Source organism: Ferruginibacter sp. HRS2-29, from assembly GCF_024343615.1.
In the GTDB taxonomy this organism is placed as follows: Bacteria; Bacteroidota; Bacteroidia; order Chitinophagales; family Chitinophagaceae; genus Ferruginibacter.
This window is the reverse complement of the sequence record NZ_RJUB01000011.1, coordinates 24,087-48,795: the sequence shown is the minus strand read 5'-3', so window position 1 is coordinate 48,795 and position 24,709 is coordinate 24,087. Positions and strand designations below refer to the sequence as shown.

Below are 24,709 nucleotides of genomic sequence, written 5' to 3'. Positions count from 1 at the left end.
AAATATTCGTCAACATTCTCGGTAGTCAACCCTGGGTAGTCTACTCCGGGTAGTCTACTCCGGGTAGTCAACCTTCGGTAGTCAACCCCGGGTAGTCTACTCCGGGTAGTCAACTCCCGGTAGTCAACCTTCGGTAGTCAACCCGTGTTAAAGTCCTCACCATTCCAAAAGAAAAACAACATTGATTTACGTGGAAAAATACATTTTTTGAAAGAGGTTATTGGATAATTTCGGTGATGCCTATATCAAAAGAATTTACAGCCATTTTCGAGGAAAATTCGATTTTCCACATCTACGCAAAAAGCGTGGGGAATAACTTGCTATTTTATGAGGACGCAGACAAATATCAATACCTGAATAAATACTTTATTTTTCTTCAAGACTATGTTGATACCTATGCATACAATTTATTGGATAATCATGTTCACTTTATTGCCAGAATTAAAGAGCAGCATTTTATTATCGATTATCTAAAAACTGTTCCGAAAGAATTTTTGACATTAACCCAGGCGAAATTCTTAGAAGGGAAATGTTCAGTGAATACGTTGATTAAGCAACAGTTTCAAAGATTGTCGGTTAGCCATACTCAATACATAAACTCATCCTATAACCGGAAAGGAAATCTATTTACCCGCCCGTTCAAAAGAAAACTTATAGCAACAGAAGATTATCTGAAAACAGTCTTTGTATATGTTCACGCAAACCAAATGCATCACAAACTTGCGACTAGCTTTGAGGAGTGCAAATGGTCATCTTATAATGAAATCATCGAAACATATCCTACCAGGATAGCCCGCGACGAAGTGCTGATAATTTTTAACGGATTGGAGAATTTCATTTTACTCCATGAAGAATTAGCGCAGAAATACCTTCAGCACGATTTTGATTAGATACCCCTAACGTTAGTCACGGGGATTTACCGCTCAGTATTCAACTCCGGGTAGTCAACCCTGGGTAGTCAACTCCCGGTAGTCAACCCGTGGTAGTCAACCCACGATAATAATGGGTGAGCGGGTACTCTTCTCATCAGTGTCTACCTCGAAAACCTCCCGGCAACATGATCATATACCTCTTTCTCTATCGCTTCAAATTTCTTTTTGTAAACGATCAGGTATACCGCCATAGGGATGACGATGCCACCGATCAGCAAAATACCCATGGCCAGCAGCATTTTGCCGGGAGTAGGAAAAGTACCTTGTATCAGTAATTTTTTTTGCGTGAGTACGAGTTTGCAGGCAATGGTTGCATCCTGGGCAACTACGATCTCGTTCCTTCCATTATCCGTTACCGTATATTTCTTGCCAAAATGTTTCCACAGGTCATCGGAAAGTTCATTGAGCTGTACCGTTCCCGGAATTAGTTTAAGTGTCTTCATTATTTTGCTGGATTGATTCCGGGTGTAAGATAGTTGAACGCCTTACAGAAATTGTCTCAAATGAAGGTTTTAGCTGTATGTTTGAAAATTCGTCGGCAAAAAGTTTTTATCCGTATCCGATATCAGCGCTGATGAATTTCAAAAACTTCATGAAAATTTAATACACAATTATTGAAAATTCGTATGCTCCCGGTGAAAATGTGTAACTGAATTTTTATGCTTTTTAGTAAAAAAATATATTCTTAGGAAGACAATCTCTGCCCTGGAAAAAAAAATACCAATTGTCATAAATATTTTTGTCAAAAGAAAATTCAGTTATTATATATTTGCTGATGTTCAGTCAGCGAGTGAGAAAAACCACCAAAACAACTTTATTTTTTTTATTCTCTTTCTTCTGTAATCATCAACTTTTTGCCCAGGCAATTGATACCAGCGAAATAAAGACGAATATCCAGGTATGTGTTGATAGCATTGCCACCAATCCACAATTTGCTAAAAGCCTTGCCGGGCGGATGTTGCAGGCTTCTAAAGATATAAAATATCCCTGGGGCATTTTCATGAATACGATGGTCATTGGTACTGTTTCCTGCAATGCAGGCGATTACAAAGAAGCTATCAGGCTGCACGAATATGCATTAGGGTATTGCCGCGCCAATAAGTTCAGGCATAAAGAATCGGTGGTACTGGCTAATATCGGTAAGGATTATAATTTGTCAGGCGACCATAGAAAATCGATCGGTTTTTACCAGCAGGCATTGGTGGTAGCACAGGATATCAGGGATACGGTACAGATGGCGCAGGCGCTGGAAGGCATGGGAGAAATGTATAACAGGATGGGTTATCATGCAGAAACCGTGCGCTATTGTGGCGAAGCAGTTGTTTTATTCAAGCTGAAGAACCGGTACAATTCGGCAAGGATCGCGTACAACAACATCGGCGCGTCTTATATCCAGGCCAAAAAATACGATAGTGCTTCTAAATATATATGGCTTTCTCAATATGAATTTGAAAAAGCTTCACCGGGCGCTCCGCCGCCGGCAGATTTTTACCTGAATCTCGCTCTTTGTTACGATTCATTGGGAAAAAAAGATTCTGCCACTTATTGTTATAAAAAAGCGGTGGAAATATGCGAAGAAACCGGTGACGAAGTTTCTTCACAAGCCGCTTTATACTATCTTGGCGTAGCGAGCGAACGCAAAGGGAAAATTGCAGAAGCACGTAAATATTATAAACAGTCGCTCAAATTCTGCGAAAAATACAACAACCTCGAAGGTATCATAGAGGTCACGAACAGCCTGGCTACTTCTTATGCCTCAACCGGTGATTATGCGAATGCATACGCATACGGCGTGAAAGCTTCAGAAGCCAGCGACTCACTGCTTGGCCGTGAAAAGGTACAGGCGATCGCCGAGCTGAATGCTCGTTTTGACAATCAACAATTGAAAAATGAATTTGACCGGAAAACATTGCTGAGTAAAGTGGAACAGGAAAAAAAGCTTGCCCGAAGGAATATACTCTTGTATACTTTCATTTCCATCGCGGCCTTATTGCTGGCAGGTATTTTCTTCGTGGTGAAATATTTCCGTCAGAAAGCCATCATCAATGCCAACCGGAATAATGAACTGAAACAGCGATTGCTGCTGACGCAGATGAACCCGCATTTCATTTTCAATTCGGTCGATAATATCCAGAGCCTCATTCATGCCAACAAAGATGAAGAGGCTATCAGTTATCTTACAAAATTCTCGAAGCTCACCCGGCAGATACTGGAAAATTCACGCGAGAATTACATCACCCTGAGTGAAGAATTGAATATGCTGGATAATTATATGACGATCCAGAAATTGTTGTACAATAATAATTTTGCTCATACGGTGAAGGTGGATGACAATATCGATCCCGAAACCGTATTGCTGCCGCCCATGCTCACACAGCCTTTCATTGAAAATGCCATCAGGCACGGGTTGAAAGACAGGAAAGAAGGAGGCATGGTGAATGTGCGCTTTTATTTGAACGAGGGCCAGTTGTTTTTTGAAGTGACTGATAACGGCGTTGGAATGATCGTGAAGGAAAAGGAAAAGGCGCAGCGTTCGCTTTCCACGCAGATCACAAAGGAACGACTGGAAAGTATCGCTTCAAAAAAGAATATCATCATCCAGACCTTGAATATCACAGGTAATGATAATATGATCCATGGGGTAAAAACATTTTTTGAAATTCCTTACATTTATAATAATTAAGGTATGTTAAGAACCATCGTTATTGATGACATGCAGAATATCCGGCAGAAAAATGTGGCGGTCATCAAGCAATATTGTCCTACAGTAGCGGTGATCGCGGAAGCTGATGGCGTGGTTTCCGGCGTGGCCGCAATAAAAAAATATCTGCCCGACCTGGTGTTCCTGGATGTTGAAATGCAGGATGGTACCGGATTTGACCTGCTTCAGCAATTGAAGCCGATCGATTTCAAAGTGATCTTCGTAACCGCTTTCCAGGAATTTGCCATTAAGGCATTCCGCTTCAGCGCCATCGATTTTTTACTGAAGCCGCTGGATCCTGCCGACCTGGCGGAAGCGGTGAAAAAAGCAGAAGAAACACTGAGTAAGGAAATGCTGGAACTTCAGTTCAATACGTTGTTTTCGAACATCGAGCGGCCGAGAAACCTGCAAAAGATCATTCTTAAGACAGCGGAAAAAGTTTATTCCATTCATGTGCAGGATATCATCCGCTGCGAGTCTGAAAAAAATTATACTACTTTTTACATGGTCAACGGACAAAAACTGCTCGTTTCCACAACACTTAAAGAATACGAAACAATGTTATTACCCATGGGTTTCTTTCGCACGCACCAGTCGCACCTCATCAATATGCTCTATTTCGACCACTACATAAAAACCGATACGGGCAGCATCATCATGAAAGACAAAACTGCCATTCCCTTATCCGTCAGGAAGAAAGAAGAATTCCTGAATTCCCTCAATTCCATCTGATGCAGATATGCACTGGTCTGCTACGAATGTTCAGACAACGCTATCGAATTTTCATTTGGCCGGGATGTGACGAAAGAGCATACTATTTTGCAACTCTAATTATTATATAACCAAAAAACCAACAACTAACATGACTTCAAGATTCACAATGATCGGGGCCGGAATTCTTACAATTATTTCCGCATGGTTACCATGGGTGACCTTAATGGGTATCTCTCAAAATGGCTTCATGGGCGAGTACAGGGGCAATCCGGGAATAGTATTCGTAGTAGTAGGTGCCATTATCGCTATCATGGGTTTACTCAACAAAAAATGGAGCGCTATCGTCGCCATTCTTTTTTCACTTTGCGTCGCAGGTCTGGGCTTTAAATACTACAGTGATGCAACCAGCGGAGATGCAGCAACAGTAGGCGCTTCAGCAGGTTACGGTGTTTATTGCATGATCGTTGCCGGCCTTGCAGGAATCGTAGGTGGTATCCTTCGTTTCACAGCAAAGAAAAACACGGTAGTAGCAGCCTAAACGATTAATACAAATGAAAAGATCAGCTTTTCTCCTTTCGCTCACTTTTTTCTGCTGCTTGTTTTTTTACCAGGTCAAGGCTCAAACAATTGAGACGGTTACCAGCACCAGGCCGCATTGGATCAGCCTCGACATCGTGGGCATCAACGGAATGATAGAAGTACCCGCCGGTGTAGAACTGATCAGGGACAATCCCGGCTTTCATCTTGGTGATGGCAAAGGGTTTTATTTACAGGTCATTCATACAAAAGAACGATTTGGAAAAATAACCACCGCAGTCGAAAATGATAAGAAACGCCGTTTTGTAAAATATGTACAGGACGATTTTTCGGGCTTTATCGCAGAAGTGAAAGTGAAGGGAAAGACAGAATACGATTTTTATCATTTCATCCATATCGGGCAGGAGAAATATGTGTTGAAAGATTCGGAAAAATTGAGCCATACAGATCTTAAGATCATCTATGAAATGTATGCTGCTGCGAAAACTATTAAAGCGAAATATTTTATTTATAATTAGATTTCAGCAAACCTTAATAGCAGGCAATTTTAAACCGGGTATTAATTCTAAACCAACAAAAGCAACAAAAATAATCAATCATGAAGAAGAGATTTTTGCAATTATCTGTGATCGTAGCAGCATTAGTATTTCAATCCTGCAGCAAGCCTACGGCAGAAACAAAGCTTGACAAATATGACCTGACATTCACCAGCGTGCAACTGTCTGACGTACCTGAATTTATGGATACGAAAGTATCTGAAACCGACACGGATCTGAGTAACTACGATTTCAACATCGGCGGCCATGCAAGGGTTACCATCGGCGAGATCACCGAAAGCGTTTACCCTGTAAACCTGGATATGCTGAAAAAAGCGATCACTGAAAGTCCTGATTTCGTAGAACTGATCGATGCCAAACAACTCAAGAACGGTGCATTCGGAGTTATCTTCAAGGAAAAAGGTTCTGATGGTACCAGCATCATCAAAGATTACCGTTTCTATTTCAAGAAGGGTAACCGTTTCTTCAAGATGAGGCCGGTTTTCAACAGCGAATTGAAAGATCTTGATAAACAAATTGCGGCGTACGAAAGCCTGAAATAAATTTCCCGTTATGAAAACAGAAAGCTGGTTGTTCCCATGGAAGATCAGCTTTCTTTTTATGGTTCGATGAGAAATAAATTACTAAACTAACTTTCTGATTATATGAAATACATTCGTTTTATCCTGGTTCTTTTAGCAGGATTCGTATTTAATGGTTCGCAGGCGCAGATCACAACTTATATCAATGGTAAACCGTTGAAAGCCGGTTCTACGATTGATAAAGCCGATCTGAAAACGCTTGAAATAAGTTTTAAGAATCCCAAATTACCTTCCGTCATCAGCGGAAAAGCCTTGTTGTATGTGCAGATCAATGATGCCAAAGATAGAAGCATCGAAGAATGGTATATCCTGAGAGACGGGTATGAAGCCTTCACCGATTTTTTGAAAAGTACGCCAGCTACCAAAAAATTCAAGGTTTTTGAAGGAAATGAATTCAGGCAGAATGGCAATGACCTCAATTGGGTATTGTCTTCTTCCCTCGGCCAGGATGCCCGCCAGAAAGTAAAGGTGGTGATCACCCTTTTCTTCAGGCAGGAGATCGGGTACAAGGAATACGGGCAGGCAGTTAACCTCCTGGAGCCAGCATCGATCACTGTTCCGCTTTGGGATACAAAAAATCTTTTTCTGCCATACCTCGACCTCAGCATCGATAAAACAAATATCCCTGGCGATATAGATCTTAAGCAGAACGGCCGCCTGGGCGATAAAGGCACAGAGCTGGGTTATCATTTTAAAGATAAGAACGCCAACTTCTACAGCATCTATGCATTGGATAGCAAAGACTACCCGGGGCTGAATGCCAAAGAACTTGCCGATGATTTCATCCATGCGGCGGCATTGTATGCATCCCAGGATTATGTGACGAAGTTCAGCAATTATGATATCGAGAAATATACCATTCCATGGGATGATATCAACAACCTGCTTTCAGAACGCAGAAGGATCCCAAGCCTGAGCTGGAAGAATAATAAGGATATCAAGAAAATGGACCTGATGACCCTGTACACACCGGTGACCATCAACGGCCTGAAAGGCTATATGTTCAGCGGGGATGAGCAAGCCCGCATAGACAGGAGCTCCAAATGGCAGGACAAGGGGAAGTTTGTGATCTACATATTAGAACATCCTTCCAATCCGGATCTTACGTTGGTTACATCCATATCATTGTACAATGAAGTGCAAACTACCGAAGAGATTGACAGTTTCCTGAAAACCGTGATCAATAGCATCAAACATTAAAAAGCATAAGTGGATTTATGACTGACGCAGGCTGAGAGGCCTGCGTTTTTTGTTTAGAGATGAGGGTTTAGGTTTAGAAGGTTAGGGGTTTAGAAAGTTTAGAAATGTTCTTTCAGGAAATCCTTCTAAACCTCTAAACCTTCTGCTAAACCCCTGATCCCTGATCTCTAAACTAATTCTCGTAATTTTGTGAAGCTATGACGGTAAGCCAACTCTATATTTACCCCATCAAATCTCTCGGCGGAATTTCTATGGAAACGGTGAATATAACCGACCGGGGTTTCGAATACGACCGGCGCTGGATGCTCGTAGACGACCAGGACCGGTTTGTTTCACAAAGGGAAAATCCGATCATGGCTTTGTTGCAGGTGGAGCTGACGGAAGACGGATTGAAAGTATTTCACAAACAACATACGGATCAGTTTTTACACATTCCCTTCGGGCCTTATTCCTCCGATACAATCAAGGTGCGGCTCTGGGATGAAACTGCGGTAGCAGTATTGGTAAATAAAAATGTTGATGCATGGTTTTCAACTATGCTCAAAATGCCCGTTCGACTGGTATACATGCCTGATGAATCGCATGTAGTGGTGAATGAAAAACATGGTATTTTCAGCCTCACCAGTTTTTCCGACGGGTATCCCATCCTGTTATTAAGTGAAGCTTCGCTGGAAGATCTGAATAACAAACTCGCAGAACCTCTGCCGATCGACCGGTTCAGGCCCAATCTTGTGATCAATGGAACAGGTGCATTTGAAGAAGACGGCATGAAAGAATTCCGCATCGGCGATATTACGTTTTATGGAGTATCGCTTTGCCCGCGGTGTGTGGTCACCACCATCAACCAGTTTACTGCTGAAAAAGCAAAAGAACCTTTGAAGACATTGGCTACTTATCGCCGTGCCGGCAACAAGATAAATTTCGGCGTGAATGTGATCGCCGGAAATACAGGACAGATCAATATTACCGATAAAGTGGAACCAATAAAAAATTAAAATCATGGAAATAGGAGTAGATAGTTTTGCGTCGGCCATGTATGGCAGCAACGAATTGAGCAGCGTGGATGCAATGGCGCAGTTGCTCGACAGGATAGCATTAGCAGATGAAGCAGGGCTGGATATTTTTGGTATAGGCGAACATCATAAAAAAGAATTTCTCGATTCGGCACCTGCGGTCATCCTCGCGGCTGCTGCGGCAAGAACCAAACGTATAAGGCTCACCAGTGCTGTAGCAGTATTGAGCACGGCCGATCCTGTGAGGGTTTATCAATCTTTCGCCACGCTTGATCTGATATCGAAAGGCAGGGCAGAACTCGTTGTGGGCCGGGGCTCCGCCATTGAAGCATACCCGCTTTTCGGTTTCGACCTCGATGATTATGATGCACTTTTTGCAGAAAAACTTGATCTTCTGCTACGCATACGCGATGAAGAATTTATTACCTGGTCGGGAAAATTCAGACCAGCGATGAAGGATCAGCCTGTGTATCCGCGTGCCCTACAGGAAAAATTGCCCGTGTGGCTGGGTGTTGGCGGTACGCCGCAATCCTTTATCAGGGCGGGGTCGCTGGGACTGCCCCTGATGGTGGCGGTGATCGGGGGTGAAACAGAACGCTTTCGTCCGCTGGTAGACCTCTACCGCGAAGCTGGTGCCAGGGCGGGTTTCAAGCCGGAGCAACTTAAAGTAGGGCTTCACTCACCGGGTTATGTAGCTGCTTCGGATGAGGTGGCAGTAACGGATTATTATCCCGGTTATGCAGCACTATGGACAAAACTTGGAAAAGAACGCGGATGGCCGCCGGTGACCAGGACACAATTCGATCACCTTATCGGGCCAGCTGGCGTATTGGTGGTTGGCGGCCCGCAACTGGTGGCGGAAAAACTGCTCAGGCATAGCGAAGCACTGGGCGGGGTAGACCGCTTTACCTTCCAGATGGACAACGCCGGGCTGACGCATCAGCAGCTGATGAGCTCGATTGAACTCATCGGAACAAAAGTGATTCCTCTTGTAAAAGAAAAACTGAAGCCCTGATCATTTGCCGCGAAGTTCATCACCCGTTTCCCCGGCTTCATCATCGTCCAGGCCATCCGCCCCTTCATCGTCATTTGTTTCACCGAGTGGTGGTTCGGGTGTGGAAGGTTTGTTGTGCCCCTGCTGTTTTTGTTCGGGAGATAAGGGTTCACCCTGATGTTGTAGGTCTTTTTTATCCATCTTGACAAAAATTTTCAGTTGCAGATTCTTAATTCTTAATTTTTAATTCATCATTTCCTCGTGTACCATTCAAGGTATTCCTTTCCTTTTTGCGTAACATAAAACGCCATATAAGTTCTTTTCGTGGTAGGGCTTGTATACATCCTGGAGGTGAAAAGGCCCCGCTGTATCAGCCCTTTGGCCGATTGTGTCTTGTAAGTATCGCATGGCTCCAGGGTCTGCAATTCACGCTCGTGGCAATCCATCATCATTTCAAGCATGGCGGGGGTAAGTGCTTTCATTCCCGAGAATATCTTGTTCTTATTCATATTTATTGATATATGCAATAGCTGTGCCTTCATTTAAAAAAAGCTCTGAAATTTTACCTTTTACGTATAAGTCCTGAACCAAACGGGGTAGTTTTTAAGTTTCGAAAAATATCGATAAATACTTCCGATGGTGAATTGCTTCATTAAGCGTATCTTAGTTACTCCATCAAACAACTAACCTTGCTATGGCGAAAATTCTAATTGTTGATGATTCACAGGAACTACTTGAACTTTTTTCACTTGCCCTTTCCAAAAACAATCATGTAAGAACGGCTTCCAATATTGCGGCGGCAGAAAAACAGTTGCTTCATGGGGTAGTACCCGATATAGTATTCATTGATGTAAATCTTGAAAATGAAGATGGACGGCAATTTTGCCACGCCCTTTCTCTTGAGTACGCGTTACCGTTAGTACTCATCTCCGGCGATCCGGAAAAGCTGGATAATTACACCAGGTTTGGCGCCATAGCTGTGCTGGAAAAACCTTTCAATGGCGAACAGGTGGAAGCGATGATAAGGGCCGTAGTGGAAAAATAATGCGCCAAAATCAATGCTATAATATTAACCGGTGATACTGAAAGCCGGCGATGTGCTTTTTATTCCCGCAGGAAAATTCCCTACTGCCAAAAATATCGGCTCGGTCAAAGCGGTTGAACGGGCCAATTATATTGTAGAAAAGGGCAAGCTATTGCTGACATTGAATCAAAGAGGCGGGTTATAAATAAAAGCTGATTATCAGCATCTTGCAAAATTAAGTAGAAATAAATCTACAGCAGGATGATAGTATGTCTTACTTTATCGGCTAAGTAACTGTTGTAGGTTTGCGTTGCAATGCTCAACTCAACTATTTCAGAAACGGATATCCATCTTCGCCTCGAGGAACTCATGCATCTCTGGGACAGGGGCGAATTATCGCAGGTGCTCAAGGAGTATGTGATAAAATACCTGCCTTTTCTTCAGCTGGTGAATCAGCACGAATTTCCCGGCAATATTTCAGTACAGCCTTCCTGAAAATTTTTTGATGGAATAAAACCTTCCTTTCATATTTACATGTAAAATACATTGAACCTGTGCCCATCGGGATCGGCGAATACAAACCCATAGTACCCCTTGCCAAATTCCTCCGGCCTCGAAACGATGGTGCCACCGGCCTGCAAAATTTCTTTTTCCCAGCTGTCCACTTCTTCTTTGCTTTGGGCAGAAAGGGTGAAAATTATTTCATTGCTGATCGTTGACTCCGTTATTGGTCCTTTCATGGCCGGTTCCAGTATTTCTTTCAGGAAAAAATGGATGATAAAATTTTCATCCCCAAAGAAGAAACTCGTGAGTTGATCGGACCAACCATTCGGTTTGAATCCAAGTGCTTTGTAAAAATCCGTGGTTCTTTCCAGATCCCGTACACCAAAATTCGCCCAGATCTTTTTTGTTTTCATGGATCCTGTTTTATGATCTATAATGTCTATTCTATTAGAATGAATGGAACAAATAATATGCCCATAGCCGCTGTATTTTGACAGGAATAATTTTATACCGAAACGTTTGTATATTTAATTGCAATGAAATATTTCCCCACTATACAGTTACTCTCCGTTGGGTTATTCCTCCATTTCCTGCATAAAATAAAAAACGCTTAGATCAAAGATCTAAGCGTTTTTCAAAAAAATAATTTGTATTACTCGCGGTTGCTATCAGTTTGTTCTGTCGATGCGATACAATCTTCCTTCATCCGTAATAGCGTATAAGGCTTTATCGGGGCCTTGTGTGATATCGCGAAAGCGTTGGCCTTCGCCCGCCAGCAGGCGTTCTTCGCCAATGATCATTTCGTTGTGTACAATCAATCGTGCAATATGTTTGCCGCTCAGCGCACTTACAAAGAGATTGTTTTCCCATTCAGGAACGCGATCGCCTTTGTAAAATGTAATCCCACTTGGGGATATTACGGGATCCCAGAAATACCTCGGCTGTTCCATCCCTTCCTGTTGTTGTATGGCTGCGCCTATTGGCTCACCGGTATATTCAATGCCGTAAGTGATCACTGGCCATCCGTAATTATATCCCGTTTTCACCCTGTTGATCTCATCGCCGCCGCGTGGGCCATGTTCGCTTTGCCAGAGTGCACCTGTAATAGGGTGTATAGCAAGCCCCTGTGGATTTCTATGCCCGATGCTGTACAATTCCGGCAACGCCCCGCTTCCCGTAAAAATCGGATTGCCGGCAGCAGCGCCGCCATTTTTATTCAGCCTGATAATTTTCCCCAGCGCTGTAGATACCGATTGGGCTTGTGGCCGTGTAGCAAGAATGGAACGTTCGCCGGTGCTCACCAATAAACTTTGCGTAGCATCAAAAAGTATTCTTCCGCCATAATGAAGGGTGCTGTTGGCTGCAGGCCCGGCCCTGTATATCACAGTGGCTCCTTCGATGGTGGTTTCATCAGCCGACAATTTTCCTTTGGCCACTGCAGTCAGCGTACCTCCTGAAGCATTTTCGGAAAATACCCAGTATATCATCCTGTTGGTAGAAAATTCCGGGTCGATGGTAACACCCAGCAGGCCTCCCTGGTCGGTTGAATTTACCGGGAGTATACCCGTGATATCATTACTCACTGTGCCTGTAGGAGTAACGATCTTCATCGTTCCTGCCTTTTGGGTGATCAGTAACCGGCCATCCGGCAGGGCTGTTATTCCCCAGGGTGAAGCGAGTGTGGAAGTGAGAATGGTAGACATGTAAGGAGTCGTAGTAACGGCGCTTTTAGCCCTTGTCTGTTCGGGAAAGGCCGGTGCATACCCTGTATTAGGTGGAAGTGTTTCTACCGGGTCGCCCATGCCGGGTTGCGGCCCGCTATCATTGATATCGTCTTTTGAGCATGCCTGCAGGCAGAGCATAAATGTGGCCAATATGGTAAGTCGGGTAAAAGGTGTCATAAGTTATATTTTAGGTGTTAATGATAATTTGGGATTAATACAAATTCCCTGCCTTAATTTTTTGGGAAAGATTTTGTTCCACAGGTTGTAGAAAAATGAGGACGAGGCATTGAGCAGTTGAATACCAACCCTTAGCTGTCTAACCGTACATTTAGCGTACACTGCGGGAAAGATGATCCGGCCTGAATGGGGCGTAAAAAATAATCTGAATTACAACCTTGATCAGAACTGGTCACCCCAATTGATTATGAAATTATTTCGAAAAGTATTGCTCATCACATCCATCGGTTACATGCTGATCTGCCTGCTGCTTTTTTATTTTCAGGAAAGCCTTATTTTCTTTCCGGAAAAATTACGGAAAGAAGATGCCTTTTATTTCGATCAAAAATTTGAAGAAATATATGTGCAGACTAAAGATGCTAAATCCCTCAATGCTGTGTTGTTTAAACCGGACAGTTCGAAAGGAGTGATTTTTTACCTGTATGGAAACGCCGGTTCGTATTGAAAAGAGAGGGCCGAAATTGTTGGAGGTGCATCGGAAATGGCATTTTCAAAATGCGGGATACAAAAAATAAAACCAGGGTTGGGCAATGACCGATCGTACATAGTTGTTGGCATAATTATTATTATACATACAGTATTACTCACACAATTCTTAAAACAATCAAACACTATGGCAACGAAAGCAGCAGCAGGTAAAAAATCTGCTCCAAAAAAATCGCCCGCAAAGAAAACGGCCCCAAAGAAAAATTCGTCATCATCCAATGGTAAAGTACCAGCTAAGAGCGATGCGGCTTCAGGGCTTCGCGATCTTTTTGAAGATTCACTGAAAGATATTTACTGGGCCGAAAAAGCCCTCACCAAAGCACTTCCGAAGATGGCAAAGAATGCCACTTCGCCTGAATTGGTAAGTGCATTGAACGATCACCTGGCCGTAACCAAAGAACAGGTTTCGAGGCTGGAACAGGTATTTGAACTGTTAGGAAAAAAAGCGCAGGCTAAAAAGTGCGAGGCAATGGAAGGGCTCATTAAAGAAGGTGAAGGCATCATGGAAGAAACGGAAGAAGGAGTAGTAAGGGATGCAGGTATCATAGCTGCCAGCCAGAAAATAGAGCATTACGAGATAGCTACTTATGGCACGCTCGTATCTTTTGCCGGCACCCTCGGTGAAGATGATGCAGCGGCCCTGCTCGAAGAAACGCTTAACGAAGAAAAGGATGCAGATTCCACGCTCAGCGAAGTGGCGGAAACCGCTGTAAACCTGGAAGCGGCCGAACAGGATTAAACCAGATGATGAAAACGCGCCTTCGGGCAAGAACGCCTTCGGGCGTTTTTTTATGACCTGATTTTTTGCAACACTATTTGTTGAAACATTTCCCCATGTGACCGATCTGCATAATCCTCAGCTATATCAGCAGGTAGATGAGCCGTTTTTTCACAAATAAATTTCGCCTCACTTTTTATCTTCACCGATCAAAAACCCAAAAGGTTGCAGATCGTTTACATGGTCGAAAATGATCTCGCCAATGCCCATCACCGGGATAGCCACCACCATTCCCGGAACACCCCAGATCAATTCCCCGGCCACAATAGCGAGGATGCTAAACAACGGGTTCAGCTTTACCTGTGCACCCACCACCAACGGTTCGAGTACATAAGTTTGTAAAAACTGTACTACCCCATAAGTGATCAAAACACCGATCACCATGTTGGTGCCGCCACCTTGCGCCAATGCCATGATAAGCGTGATGCCGGTACCGGTGATGTTTCCCACGAAAGGGACTATCTCCAGTAAGCCACAGAGGATGGCAAAAAATAACCCATTTTTTACACCCACTATGCTGAAGCCGATCCCATACAATACCCAAAGCATTACGATCATCAAACCCAGCCCTGATAAATATTTACCGGCAGCTTTGGCAGATTCGGTCATCACTTTTTCCGCGGTTTTTTTATGACCGGTATCAACAAGTTTCAATACAAACTTTTTCAAATGGAGGCGCAGCAGCAGGAAGAGAAACATATATACCAATACCAGGATGGTATCTACCAGTAAACCCATTATTCCACTCATGATGCCGGCAACCAATGCCCCGGCCTTTCCTCCACCTGACGACTGCTGCTCTTTCATCATGGCATCCTGTTGTGCCTGCGGGATACCGAGTTTATCGCTGATGGTTGTTTTAACCTTGCTGATAAGCTCGCCTCCCTGCTCCTGGATGTCGGCCATATCTTCCGCAAGCCCCGAGATCTGCCATCCCAGCAGCATAAAGATCCCCGCAATAAGGAGCAGGAAAGAAAATACGGCTGTAAAAGCCGATAATCCGCGGCTGAGATTTTTCCTCTCCAGCCATTGACAAAACGGAAGGAACAACATCGCAAGGATGCCTGCAATTGTAAGAGGAACAAAAAAAGGCTTTCCAAAATACAGGACTACTACTGATAATATAAACAGAAGGATAACCTGGTTGGATCTGAAAACGGGGGGTAAACTCATGCTGAAATAGTTTTCTTTGCTTAAATAATTCAGGCCCGCGATACCGACATTAAATTGCCGGACTGTTCCGCATCTTTTTGACTCATCTTTTCTTTCATATCACCCACTATGAGTGCGGAGGCGTGATCGCAAAAGTCAAGTCCGGAATAATCAGGATTATAACCTCCCATAAAAGGAACTGCCATGAGGTATACCCGTGGGTTGGCAACGCCCTTTTCATCCACGATATTGAAACTGTCGGATATTTTAAATCCATCCACCACCAGGTGTTTCTTTCCGTGAATATCTGTGAGGATTTTTTCAGGCATTTTTTCTTCAAATCCGGTTGCACAGCTGCTATCCCTGAATGCAAGGGTCGCCTGCGAAAGGCATCCATTATCCGATAAGGAACTGAAAGGGAATTCTTTTTTCGATAAATGTGGCTGCCCTGTACAATTCACGTACGATTGGTAATGGGTGATTATTTCTTCACCGTTTTCATCCGTGTAATGATAATTTATCCCGCCGGCCGGATCTGTTTCCACCCGGCTGTTTTCATCCACGGTAATCATCTCAAGCCTGCCTGCATCGTGCAAGGCGAGCAGTTCTTCGCAGGAATCCTGGGGAACAAATGCGATAACGATGGAAATCAGCGGCATCAGTGTTTTTTGCAGCCTCAGCATATCTTCCGCGGAAAAATGTTTGGCCGGGTAATTCATTTCATAACTGAGTATCGCCAGTAACTCTTTCCAGTATACCGATTTTTCTTTTTTGATGGAATTGGCAGCTTCCCTGTATTCAGCAGCAAATAATTCGAATGGGTCAAGACGCTCCCGCATGGCCATCACTTTTTCTACAAATTCCTCCATCTGCATGTCACGGATAGTTTCATACAACGCCGGATCTTTATGTTTTAAAATTTCTTTGTAATCTTTTTCAAAGATGTAATCCAGCGACAGGAAACCATCATTGTCAGCCATGTGCCTTGCGATCTCTTGAGGCGTCAATGTTCCTTTTGCAGATAAACGCGGATCATCGAGGTGAAAGCGAACTGCAGGCAGCAATCCTTTTAAGGAATGCAGTACGATCTTAAATTCGTTGGCATCGGGATGGGGAAAATACCTGGTAGTGCCCTCCTGTTCTTCGAACTTCCCATTGTTGCGGGCAATAGTCCTTATCGCGTCAATAGCGGTTAACCCACTGCCCCTTATTGCCACTGCATGATTACAAAGCGACTTGAGCTTGACAGGAGGGTAGGGTGAATCATAAAATCCCGGTGCTTTTCCTTCCTCTGTTACCGGCCAGAAATGCCCGGTGCTGATGATGGCGGTTTTGTAAGCAGCGGTGTAAGACTGGTTGCATTCCACAATTACATAGCCCGAAAACCTGAGGTCGATAATATCCGTTACCTGTGTGTTGAGGAATATCCTTGTTTCAATATTTTTTTCTTTTGCTATATCAAGCAGCAAACTGAACTGGTGCCGTAGATACTCACCGAATACCAGCCGGGGCAGCACCATGAATTCGTGAAACGTTTCGCGATCGAGCCCGTTCTCAATAAGTAACGCCGATGGCGCATCATTTTTCACCCAGTGTACCACGGTAGTCACCAGTGCTGGTATTTCATTGCCCGATACATTGGTGATGTGCTCGTGTCCCGAGCCATTGGGGCTGTAGGGCATACCCATACCGAGTTTGTCGGTAGCTTCAAAAATATGCACTGCATAATTTTCCATATCAGACCGGAGAAGGTTTTTGAAAGCGAATAATCCTGCCGGGCCGCCCCCGATGATGGCTATGCGGTGTTGTTGATTTAAAATGTACTGTTCATTCATATGCTTGCTGATTGTAAAAAATATATTTCTATAATTATGCCAAGAGGGGAATTACGGGAAGCCTGCCGGAATGTGGATGCATCCGGTAAATCAGCAGTTATTTGTAGATTATTCTATACGTTTCGGGATAACAAAAGCCATCGCAATGGTGCAATGGCTCTGAGATTTCAAAACGGGATTACATTTCAAACGAAGGTTTCAATTTTTTGCATCAAGGTTTGGTATTTCTTCCGGCATATCGCTTAGATGGCTTTTAGGTATTTAAAGTATTTACCAAAATGATGCTTAAATTCTACAAAAAGTAGGAATGGGGAATTACGGAGACTCTCTTACAATACGATCACAGGGAAATTTAAATTTCGTCCAATACCCTGTTAAGCTCAAGAATGACTTTGGCAGTTTCAAAAGGTTTGTAAACAAATCCGCTTGCGCCGCAATGCCTTGAAACGTATATCACATCATCGTTGCCGGATAATAATATGATAGGAATGGAAGCGGTGGTCTTATTGTGCTTAAGCTGCACACAGAGGTCGGCCCCGTTTAAATTTTTCATCGAAAGATCCATAAAGATCACATCCGGCTTATTTTCGTGGATACTGTCGAGCAGGTGGTTGCCATTGAGTGAAGTAAATACGGTATAACCCTTTGTGCGTAGCGAAACACTCAACAACATCAGCAAATCCGGCTCGTCGTCTACGGCAAGTATTTTAATATGGGCAGGATCGTTGTTCATACTTATAATAAATCAACAATACTGCCCATGGCTCAAAATGAGGATAACTTTCAGAAAGTTCAAGAAAGTAACATGTTGGAGAGGTATTTATTCGTGCATCAGTGGCAGCTAAAAGCGCCGAACAGGATTTATCCCCTTCCTGTCTTTCCGGTAACTACATCGTCATTTTTTAATCTTATAAAGCATTGTTGATGTCCCTGATCCGGGTACCTCCACGTGTAGTATTTCAGGCATATTCCCACAATCCTAGCATGTGTTTTGAAGTTATCAATCATCACCTTTAAAACTTTTGACATGGCCACCAAAAAAAACAAACAAATTTTATCCGATAAAAAAGCGGATGATCTCAGTCCTGATATTGAAAATGCCGAAGGGCAGTTTCTGACCACCAACCAGGGTTTGCGGATAAGCGATAATCAAAACTCGTTGAAATCGGGAGAACGTGGTGCTACCTTGCTGGAAGATTTTATACTTCGGGAAAAGATCACGCATTTTGACCACGAGCGGATACCTGAGCGCATTGTGCACGCCCGCGGATCAGCGGCGCATGGGTATTTTGAAACCTACGAATCGCAGGCACACCTCACCAAAGCCGGCTTCCTGCAAAAACGCGGGCAACGGACCCCTGTATTCGTTCGCTTTTCTACAGTGGCGGGATCGCGGGGTTCCACCGATTTGGCCAGGGATGTGAGAGGGTTCTCCGTAAAATTTTATACCGACGAAGGAAATTACGACCTGGTAGGAAACAACATGCCCGTATTCTTCATACAGGACGCCATTAAATTTCCCGATCTCATCCATGCTGTAAAACCCGAACCGCACAATGAAATGCCACAGGCGGCATCAGCGCATGATACTTTCTGGGATTTCATTTCACTGATGCCTGAAAGTATGCACATGATCATGTGGGCCATGAGCGACAGGGCTATTCCCCGAAGCCTGCGCATGATGGAAGGATTTGGGGTACATACATTTCGGTTTATAAATGCCGAGGGAAGATCCTCCTTTATTAAATTTCACTGGAAACCGTTGCTGGGTGTTCATTCTGTGGCGTGGGATGAAGCTACCAGGATATCAGGTAAGGATCCCGATTTTCATCGCCGCGATCTCTGGGAAGCCATTGAGAGCGGGGCGTTTCCCGAATGGGAACTGGGCATACAGGTGGTAGCGGAAAAAGATGAGCATAAATTTCCGTTCGATCTCCTCGATCCTACAAAACTTATTCCTGAAGAAATGGTGCCCGTACAGCGCATCGGTAAGATGACGCTCAACAGGAACCCCGATAACTTTTTCGCGGAAACAGAACAGGTGGCCTATCATCCCGGTCATCTTGTGCCCGGAATTGATTTTACAAACGATCCTCTGCTACAGGGCAGGTTGTTTTCCTATACAGATACCCAACTATCGCGATTGGGAAGTGCCAACTTTCATGAAATTCCCATCAACCGGTCTGTGAATACAGTACATAACAACCAGCGCGACGGGCATATGCGCCAACAGATCAATAGTGGCAAAGTGGCTTATGAGCCCAACACGCTGGGAGGGGGTTGCCCTTTCCAGGCGGGCCGTGCGGCGGGAGGGTTCAGTTCATTTACAGAACGCATAGATGCAAAAAAGATTCGGGGAAGGAGCCGGAGTTTCTTCGATCATTTCAGCCAGGCCACATTATTTTTTAACAGCCAGGGCGAAGCGGAGAAAGCGCATCTTACGGATGCTTTAAGATTTGAGCTCAGTAAGGTACAGGTGCCGGCAATCCGCGAGCGCATGGTGGGGCTGCTTACACAGGTGGATAAAAAACTGGCGGCAGATGTAGCGGATGCCCTTGGGCTGAAAGTGCCGGCCGGGCCTATGCTTCCCATGAACCACTCGGTACCGGCCAATGAAAATCCGAAAAATTTTCAACCGGTGAAACTAACCTTGCCCATTGAAGCATCTCCTGCACTCAGCATGGAAAATACCCGCAAAGATTCCATACAAACCCGGCAGGTGGCCATCCTGACAGCCAACGGGGTAAATGATGCGGCCCTTGCGAAAATGAAAGATGCCTTGCTCAAAGCCGGGGCACAATGCAAACTCATTGCGCCAAAGCTTGGTTTCATCCAGGGGATTTCGGGCGCTTCCTTACCCGTAGACCAATCGTTTCTTATTGCAACTTCGGTTGTATTTGACGCGGTATATGTGGCAGGTGGCGAAGGCTGTATACAACAACTCATAGCGGAACCCGATGCATTACACTTTGTAGAAGAAGCGTACAAACATTGCAAGCCCCTCGCATTTGAGGCGGATGCCAGGGAGCTGGCAGAGTATACTTATCTACATCATAAGTTCGATGAGGAAACATACGATCCGACCGCTGATGGGGTGATCATGCCCGGGAAAGGAAATTTCCCCAACGATTTTATCAACGCTATCAAACAGCACAGGTTCTGGCAGAGGGAAAAAGCCGGAAAGATACCTGCCTGATAATTTTATCCATTCATGTTGCAGGTGTAGCATACCTGCAACATTTTAAACCCTTCTGATGGATCTCATAACAATGGTAGGCCTGGGGGCCAGTGTGGCCACAGGGGCATCGCTGTTGCCGCAGCTTTTTAAGATCATTCGCGATAAACAAGCGGAATCCGTATCCTTATGGATGCTGGCTGTGCTCTTCCTGGGGCTGGCGGGATGGGTATGGTACGGGATATTGAAGAACGACTGGATCATCATCATCTCCAATAGCTTTTCGATGATCGTCAACCTGGCGATAGCGGTACTGTCGGTACGGTATAAAAAATAATGCCCCATGGCAGGCAGTATACCCATTGGTATGGTGCTGTTTTTGCTGATCAACCTGTAAAACATTTTACCATGCGCAACGAATTACATTTTGAAAATGGCGACCTTACCGGTGAAATATCCGTAACATTTAAAGAAGGGGAAACACTCAATGAACTTTTTTCGAGGTACATCCACGATTTCAATGCGGACCGACTGGAAGCTTATGCGGTAAGGCTGCTGATAGGCAAAGAAACTATTCTGACGCTGTATGCCGCCGACCTGCGCAGGCAGGAAAATACCACTGTGATCACGGAAAAGATCCCCGTAAAAAAATTCAAGATCCCGGATGTATCCTTATCGGAACTGGTGAGCCTGTTTGGCGAGATCAACCTCACCCTTACCAATAATAATTTCCCCATCAACGAGATGCAGGTCATCAATAAATGACGTTGGCAGGTAGCAAATATATACACCTGGTAAATATTGGTATGGCTTTGGTAAATGCTCTGGTATGAACCCGTCTTCTTTCGATTATAACCTGGATTTCGCTTCCATTGATTTTCGCCAACAGCCTGAATTGTACCGCACCGGAAAAGGGGAGCAGGGTGTGTTGCTGGCAGAGCCCTACAAATCGGAGATACTTCCATACTGGAGATTCAAGACGCCCGAAGTAGCCAGGATCTCAGCGAAGAAGATCTACGAATTATTTGTAGCCTATGGAAAGCAAAAAGATTTTGCGGGCATGGATATGGCCCGGAAATTTTTGCAGATGGGGTATACCCGCAGCAGGCGGTATGCCAATCATAAGTCTGGAAAAAAATATGAAGGGGATGTGCCCGCCGATAAAAAGGGGCAAAGCGGCAGCCATGGAAGAAAAGAATTGCCGAAAGAAGGAGATGATGAAAAAGCTGAAAGTGCAAAAATATTTTACAGCTACTGGATGAAGGCCAACTCCAATAATACCTACCGGCTGTTGTTGGAGATGCATAAAAAATCCGCCTACAATGGGAGGGTGAAGTAAAACGTAGATCCTTCTCCAGGTTCACTTTCCACCCATATCTTTCCTTCGTGGCGTTGTATGATCTCAGCACATACATAGAGGCCGATGCCAAAGCCTGCAATTGAAACAGGCTGATCTTTTACGCGGTAATATCGTTCGAACAACTTCTGCTGGTCTTCCGGCCGGATGCCCATACCCTCATCGGCAACGGACACCTGGGCAGAGTTGCCTGTAGAAATGCAGGCCACATGTATGGTGGTTCCCAGGGGAGAATATTTTGCTGCATTGCTGATGAAGTTGTGAATTACCTGTCCTATTTTTTCCCTGTCACCAATTACAAAAGTTTCTTCTACCGGTGCAAATATTACCGTGTGGGTGGTTACGGCGATCACCGTTTCCTGCTGCACTTCTTTCAGCAGCAAAGCCATGTCGAACCTGGAACTGTCAATATGTATTTTGCCAGATTCAAGTCGGGAGATATTCAGGAACCCATTGATCATGGTCGTCATTTTCTTCACCTGTTTATTCGCCATGTCCAGAGAATTCATAGTGAAGTCGTCATTGCCATTCCTGAATTTTTCCTGCAGCATCTGCACATAAGCAGTGAGGGAAGTTAACGGCGTTTTCAATTCATGGCTCACCATACCGATAAAATCATTTTTCCGCTGCTCATCTTTTTTTGCTTCCGTAATATCCGATACCAGTCCCACCATTTTCACCGCTTTTCCACTGCTGTCATATCTTGCTTTTCCATAAGCTTTGATCCAGTGCCGGGAACTGTCGGGCCAGGCTACTTCATATTCAGACTGGTAAATACTTTTGTTTTCAATCGCGATGGCTACCAGTTTTTTTATTTTATCCCTGTACTCTGGCAGCATAGCGTCAAACAGATCGGGATAGTTGAATATCTCGTCTTTCGAACGGCCATAATATTTTTTGAACTGTTCATTGCACTGCATGGTGCCGGAAGCAAGGTCAACCTCGGTAGATCCGAGTGAGCCTGCGTCGATGGCGATGTTGAGCCGGGTGTTGATGTCTGCTATTTCTTTGCGGGCGTTCACCTGTTCCGTAACTTCTGTCAGTACCTGCAATATACTGTCTATGCGGCCTTCCTCTTCCATGATAGGTTGATAGATGAAGTTGAAATAACGCTTTTCGGCAATACCGTCTTTTATAATTTCCGCAATATTTTCTACGCCGTAATATGACTGGCCGGTGGCACGTACTTTATTGAGTATATCTATAAAAGGCTGATCCGCCAATTCCGGTAATACATCAATGAAACGCATTCCGTTTACCGCTTCCGTTTTGCCCCATATCTCCAGCATCCTGTCATTTACGCTATCGATGATAAATTCTTCTCCTTTAAAAACGTTCATGGCAACGGGAGCCTGTTTCACCAGCGAACGGAACCTTTTTTCGCTGCTTGCCAGGTTTGCGATCAGCGTACGCATTTTGGCCTGCGAGGTCATTTGTTCGGTCACATCCTGCAATACACCGCTCAGCCGGGTAGGTTCTTTATTTTCATTAAAAAGCGCTTTACCTTTCGCCCTCACCATGCGTGGCTCTGCATTGAGCTGGTTAGGTGAGATTGTATAGGATGTATCGTAATTACCGTCCGATTCAAAAGTGATGGCATGATTGATCGCTTTGATCACCCGTTCACGATCGGATGGCAATATCACATCTGTAGCTTTATCCAGTTCTATTTCCTCTTCGGGTTTAAGCCCAAACCAGGATTTCAGCAGTTCGTTGCCCGTAAATCTTCCCGTTGTGGGATTGAAATCAAACGTTGCGAGTCCGGCGGCCTCAATCGCCAGCTGTAATTCGTCCTGGCTGATGCGCAATTTTTCATACAGCTCCGCGAGTTCTTCGTTTGCCCTGTATTGTTCCTCGTTAGAAGCCACCAGTTCTTCATTCACGGCAGCAAGTTCTTCGTTGAGACTGGCGAGTTGTTGGGCGCTTTCTTCCACTTCCTGTTTTGCCAGCATCACATCTGTTACGTCTGCCGCAGTGTTCATTACACCATAGATTGTCCCGTCTTCTTCCCTTAATGCGGTGAAAATATAATTGAAATAAAAGATCGTTGGCACCCCGTTCACCACGAGGTCGATACGTTGGTTGCGGGCTTCAAAAGTAATACCTGTGGTAAATACGTGGTCGAGCTGTTGGTACACCAATTGGTTATCGAGTTCGGGCAGTACCTCGGAATAAAGCCTGCCCACAAGATCGTTCCCTTTGCCCCATACATCTGCAATGGCCTGGTTGACAAAAGCGATGCGCATTTCGCGGCCGATGTAGACCCCTATAGGAAAAGGGGCGGCTTCTATGATGGCACGGGTACGGTTTTCGCTGGCCGAAAGTTTTGTAATCGACTGGGCGAGTTTTTCGGTTCGTTCAGTTACCCTGATCTCGAGCGCTTCATTAAGGTTCTGCAGGCTGCTCCTCGCTTCGTTGAGTTCCTCGTTGGCGGCGCTGAGTTCTTCCAGCGTTGAGGCAAGGTCTTCGTTGGTGGTTACCAGTTCTTCGTTGGTAGCCGCCAGTTCTTCATTCAGGCTCTGTTCGCGGTTGAGCGCTTCGTCCTTAGCCAGCATTTCTGCCTGCAGTTCCCTGCCCAGGTGTAGCTCGGTTACCTCGGTTGCCGTATGTAATATGCAGTCCACTTCGCCGGAAGCATTGCGGATGGCACGGTATACAAAGTCGAAATAATAGGTTTGTAAAGTCCCGCTGCGCATCAGTTGCGCCGGAGTGTCGGTACCTTCATAGGTGATGCCGGTAGCCAATACCTGGCGTAACAGCCCGAAAAACGGCTGGTCATGCAGCTCAGGTAATACATCGATCAGCGACTTCCCGATCACGCTCCTGTCGCGGCCCCATAAAGCCAGCATAGCATTGTTGGCGCTTTGTATGGTGAGTTCTTCCCCGGTGTATATCGCCGTAGCATTATGCGATAAGGAGAGGATCTCCAGTAATTGTTCCTTGGTAAAACGGGAAGATTGTGACTGCATCTATAAAATTGCTTATAACAAATATACTTTAAGGTACCTTAATCTGAATGATTCTTTTCCACGGCTGATGAGGTCAACCCCTAATACCCCGGTATTTTTTATAGCTCTTACAATTACCACGCCATTAGGTATTACGCGGGTAGGTCCTGGCAGGAACAACTACCAATGTGTTTTGTCCGGAGGAACAGAAAGGATCCGTTACCACGTATCTATTGCACAGTGGCCCCGGGTTTGAGGAA

General features: G+C 44.7%; 27 protein-coding genes. 18 read left to right on the top strand and 9 right to left on the bottom strand.

The annotated features are described in order from the left end of the window. Positions 1-236 precede the first annotated feature (236 nt). Positions 237-890, top strand: coding sequence for a hypothetical protein (locus EGI32_RS06235; RefSeq protein WP_255154519.1), 654 nt, complete (start codon positions 237-239; stop codon positions 888-890). Between the two features lie 143 nt (positions 891-1,033). On the opposite strand, the gene EGI32_RS06230 is transcribed toward EGI32_RS06235, so the two are convergent. Next, complete coding sequence (locus EGI32_RS06230; protein ID WP_255154518.1) at positions 1,034-1,375, bottom strand: hypothetical protein; 342 nt, start codon at positions 1,373-1,375, stop codon at positions 1,034-1,036. A 332-nt stretch (positions 1,376-1,707) separates the two neighbouring features. On the opposite strand from EGI32_RS06230, the gene EGI32_RS06225 reads away from it, so the two are divergent. From EGI32_RS06225 to EGI32_RS06190, 8 genes are all read left to right on the top strand, one after another. Next, positions 1,708-3,615: a histidine kinase gene (locus EGI32_RS06225; RefSeq protein ID WP_255154517.1), complete on the top strand. Its 1,908-nt coding sequence runs from the start codon at positions 1,708-1,710 to the stop codon at positions 3,613-3,615. Positions 3,616-3,618: 3 nt separating this feature from the next. Beyond that, positions 3,619-4,365, top strand: coding sequence for a LytTR family DNA-binding domain-containing protein (locus EGI32_RS06220; RefSeq protein WP_255154516.1), 747 nt, complete (start codon positions 3,619-3,621; stop codon positions 4,363-4,365). A 130-nt stretch (positions 4,366-4,495) separates the two neighbouring features. Continuing rightward, positions 4,496-4,885, top strand: coding sequence for a hypothetical protein (locus tag EGI32_RS06215; protein WP_255154515.1), 390 nt, complete (start codon positions 4,496-4,498; stop codon positions 4,883-4,885). A gap of 13 nt (positions 4,886-4,898) precedes the next feature. After that, a complete protein-coding gene (locus EGI32_RS06210) occupies positions 4,899-5,402 on the top strand; it encodes a hypothetical protein (RefSeq protein WP_255154514.1) in 504 nt (167 codons plus the stop codon). Between the two features lie 80 nt (positions 5,403-5,482). Beyond that, positions 5,483-5,983 carry a hypothetical protein gene (locus tag EGI32_RS06205; protein ID WP_255154513.1) on the top strand — a complete coding sequence of 167 codons (501 nt, stop codon included), beginning with the start codon at positions 5,483-5,485 and terminating at the stop codon, positions 5,981-5,983. Between the two features lie 102 nt (positions 5,984-6,085). Next, positions 6,086-7,222, top strand: a complete 1,137-nt coding sequence (locus EGI32_RS06200) for a hypothetical protein (RefSeq protein WP_255154512.1) — start codon at positions 6,086-6,088, stop codon at positions 7,220-7,222. Between the two features lie 197 nt (positions 7,223-7,419). Beyond that, positions 7,420-8,217, top strand: a complete 798-nt coding sequence (locus tag EGI32_RS06195) for an MOSC domain-containing protein (protein ID WP_255154511.1) — start codon at positions 7,420-7,422, stop codon at positions 8,215-8,217. A gap of 4 nt (positions 8,218-8,221) precedes the next feature. Continuing rightward, positions 8,222-9,250 carry an LLM class flavin-dependent oxidoreductase gene (locus tag EGI32_RS06190; RefSeq protein WP_255154510.1) on the top strand — a complete coding sequence of 343 codons (1,029 nt, stop codon included), beginning with the start codon at positions 8,222-8,224 and terminating at the stop codon, positions 9,248-9,250. Here EGI32_RS06190 and EGI32_RS06185 read toward each other — a convergent pair whose 3' ends face one another. Then, the gene (locus EGI32_RS06185) at positions 9,251-9,430 is read right to left on the bottom strand and encodes a hypothetical protein (protein ID WP_255154509.1); all 180 of its coding nucleotides are present in this window, start codon (positions 9,428-9,430) and stop codon (positions 9,251-9,253) included. It lies immediately after the preceding gene. Positions 9,431-9,480: 50 nt separating this feature from the next. Next, complete coding sequence (locus tag EGI32_RS06180) at positions 9,481-9,738, bottom strand: hypothetical protein (protein ID WP_255154508.1); 258 nt, start codon at positions 9,736-9,738, stop codon at positions 9,481-9,483. Between the two features lie 185 nt (positions 9,739-9,923). On the opposite strand from EGI32_RS06180, the gene EGI32_RS06175 reads away from it, so the two are divergent. From EGI32_RS06175 to EGI32_RS06165, 3 genes are all read left to right on the top strand, one after another. Further along, positions 9,924-10,274 carry a response regulator gene (locus EGI32_RS06175; protein ID WP_255154507.1) on the top strand — a complete coding sequence of 117 codons (351 nt, stop codon included), beginning with the start codon at positions 9,924-9,926 and terminating at the stop codon, positions 10,272-10,274. 31 nt (positions 10,275-10,305) lie between these two features. Then, complete coding sequence (locus EGI32_RS06170) at positions 10,306-10,458, top strand: hypothetical protein (protein WP_255154506.1); 153 nt, start codon at positions 10,306-10,308, stop codon at positions 10,456-10,458. 110 nt (positions 10,459-10,568) lie between these two features. Beyond that, complete coding sequence (locus EGI32_RS06165) at positions 10,569-10,748, top strand: hypothetical protein (protein ID WP_255154505.1); 180 nt, start codon at positions 10,569-10,571, stop codon at positions 10,746-10,748. A gap of 35 nt (positions 10,749-10,783) precedes the next feature. On the opposite strand, the gene EGI32_RS06160 is transcribed toward EGI32_RS06165, so the two are convergent. Both EGI32_RS06160 and EGI32_RS06155 read right to left on the bottom strand, forming a co-directional pair. After that, the gene (locus EGI32_RS06160; protein WP_255154504.1) at positions 10,784-11,170 is read right to left on the bottom strand and encodes a VOC family protein; all 387 of its coding nucleotides are present in this window, start codon (positions 11,168-11,170) and stop codon (positions 10,784-10,786) included. A gap of 255 nt (positions 11,171-11,425) precedes the next feature. Further along, positions 11,426-12,658, bottom strand: coding sequence for a PQQ-dependent sugar dehydrogenase (locus EGI32_RS06155; protein WP_255154503.1), 1,233 nt, complete (start codon positions 12,656-12,658; stop codon positions 11,426-11,428). A 247-nt stretch (positions 12,659-12,905) separates the two neighbouring features. Between EGI32_RS06155 and EGI32_RS06150 the strand changes: the two genes are divergently transcribed. Together EGI32_RS06150 and EGI32_RS06145 are read left to right on the top strand one after the other, a co-directional pair. Further along, positions 12,906-13,163 carry a hypothetical protein gene (locus EGI32_RS06150; RefSeq protein WP_255154502.1) on the top strand — a complete coding sequence of 86 codons (258 nt, stop codon included), beginning with the start codon at positions 12,906-12,908 and terminating at the stop codon, positions 13,161-13,163. 168 nt (positions 13,164-13,331) lie between these two features. Then, positions 13,332-13,943 carry a ferritin-like domain-containing protein gene (locus EGI32_RS06145; protein WP_255154501.1) on the top strand — a complete coding sequence of 204 codons (612 nt, stop codon included), beginning with the start codon at positions 13,332-13,334 and terminating at the stop codon, positions 13,941-13,943. Between the two features lie 168 nt (positions 13,944-14,111). On the opposite strand, the gene EGI32_RS06140 is transcribed toward EGI32_RS06145, so the two are convergent. From EGI32_RS06140 to EGI32_RS06130, 3 genes are all read right to left on the bottom strand, one after another. Continuing rightward, positions 14,112-15,155: an AI-2E family transporter gene (locus EGI32_RS06140; RefSeq protein WP_255154500.1), complete on the bottom strand. Its 1,044-nt coding sequence runs from the start codon at positions 15,153-15,155 to the stop codon at positions 14,112-14,114. A 29-nt stretch (positions 15,156-15,184) separates the two neighbouring features. Then, a complete protein-coding gene (locus EGI32_RS06135; RefSeq protein ID WP_255154499.1) occupies positions 15,185-16,969 on the bottom strand; it encodes an FAD/NAD(P)-binding protein in 1,785 nt (594 codons plus the stop codon). Positions 16,970-17,321: 352 nt separating this feature from the next. After that, positions 17,322-17,702, bottom strand: a complete 381-nt coding sequence (locus EGI32_RS06130) for a PleD family two-component system response regulator (protein WP_255154498.1) — start codon at positions 17,700-17,702, stop codon at positions 17,322-17,324. Between the two features lie 294 nt (positions 17,703-17,996). Here EGI32_RS06130 and EGI32_RS06125 point away from each other — a divergent pair, with 294 nt between their 5' ends. The 4 genes from EGI32_RS06125 to EGI32_RS06110 all read left to right on the top strand — a co-directional run bounded on the left by EGI32_RS06125 (position 17,997) and on the right by EGI32_RS06110 (position 21,483). Further along, positions 17,997-20,165, top strand: a complete 2,169-nt coding sequence (locus EGI32_RS06125; RefSeq protein WP_255154497.1) for a catalase — start codon at positions 17,997-17,999, stop codon at positions 20,163-20,165. A 58-nt stretch (positions 20,166-20,223) separates the two neighbouring features. After that, positions 20,224-20,481, top strand: a complete 258-nt coding sequence (locus EGI32_RS06120; RefSeq protein ID WP_255154496.1) for a SemiSWEET family sugar transporter — start codon at positions 20,224-20,226, stop codon at positions 20,479-20,481. Between the two features lie 71 nt (positions 20,482-20,552). Next, the gene (locus EGI32_RS06115) at positions 20,553-20,909 is read left to right on the top strand and encodes a hypothetical protein (RefSeq protein ID WP_255154495.1); all 357 of its coding nucleotides are present in this window, start codon (positions 20,553-20,555) and stop codon (positions 20,907-20,909) included. A gap of 64 nt (positions 20,910-20,973) precedes the next feature. Then, positions 20,974-21,483, top strand: a complete 510-nt coding sequence (locus EGI32_RS06110) for a DUF4385 domain-containing protein (RefSeq protein ID WP_255154494.1) — start codon at positions 20,974-20,976, stop codon at positions 21,481-21,483. Here the strand turns inward: EGI32_RS06110 and EGI32_RS06105 are convergent. Further along, positions 21,462-24,470 carry a PAS domain-containing protein gene (locus EGI32_RS06105; RefSeq protein WP_255154493.1) on the bottom strand — a complete coding sequence of 1,003 codons (3,009 nt, stop codon included), beginning with the start codon at positions 24,468-24,470 and terminating at the stop codon, positions 21,462-21,464. The two genes, EGI32_RS06110 and EGI32_RS06105, sit on opposite strands and share 22 nt — an antisense overlap. Positions 24,471-24,709: the final 239 nt, after the last annotated feature.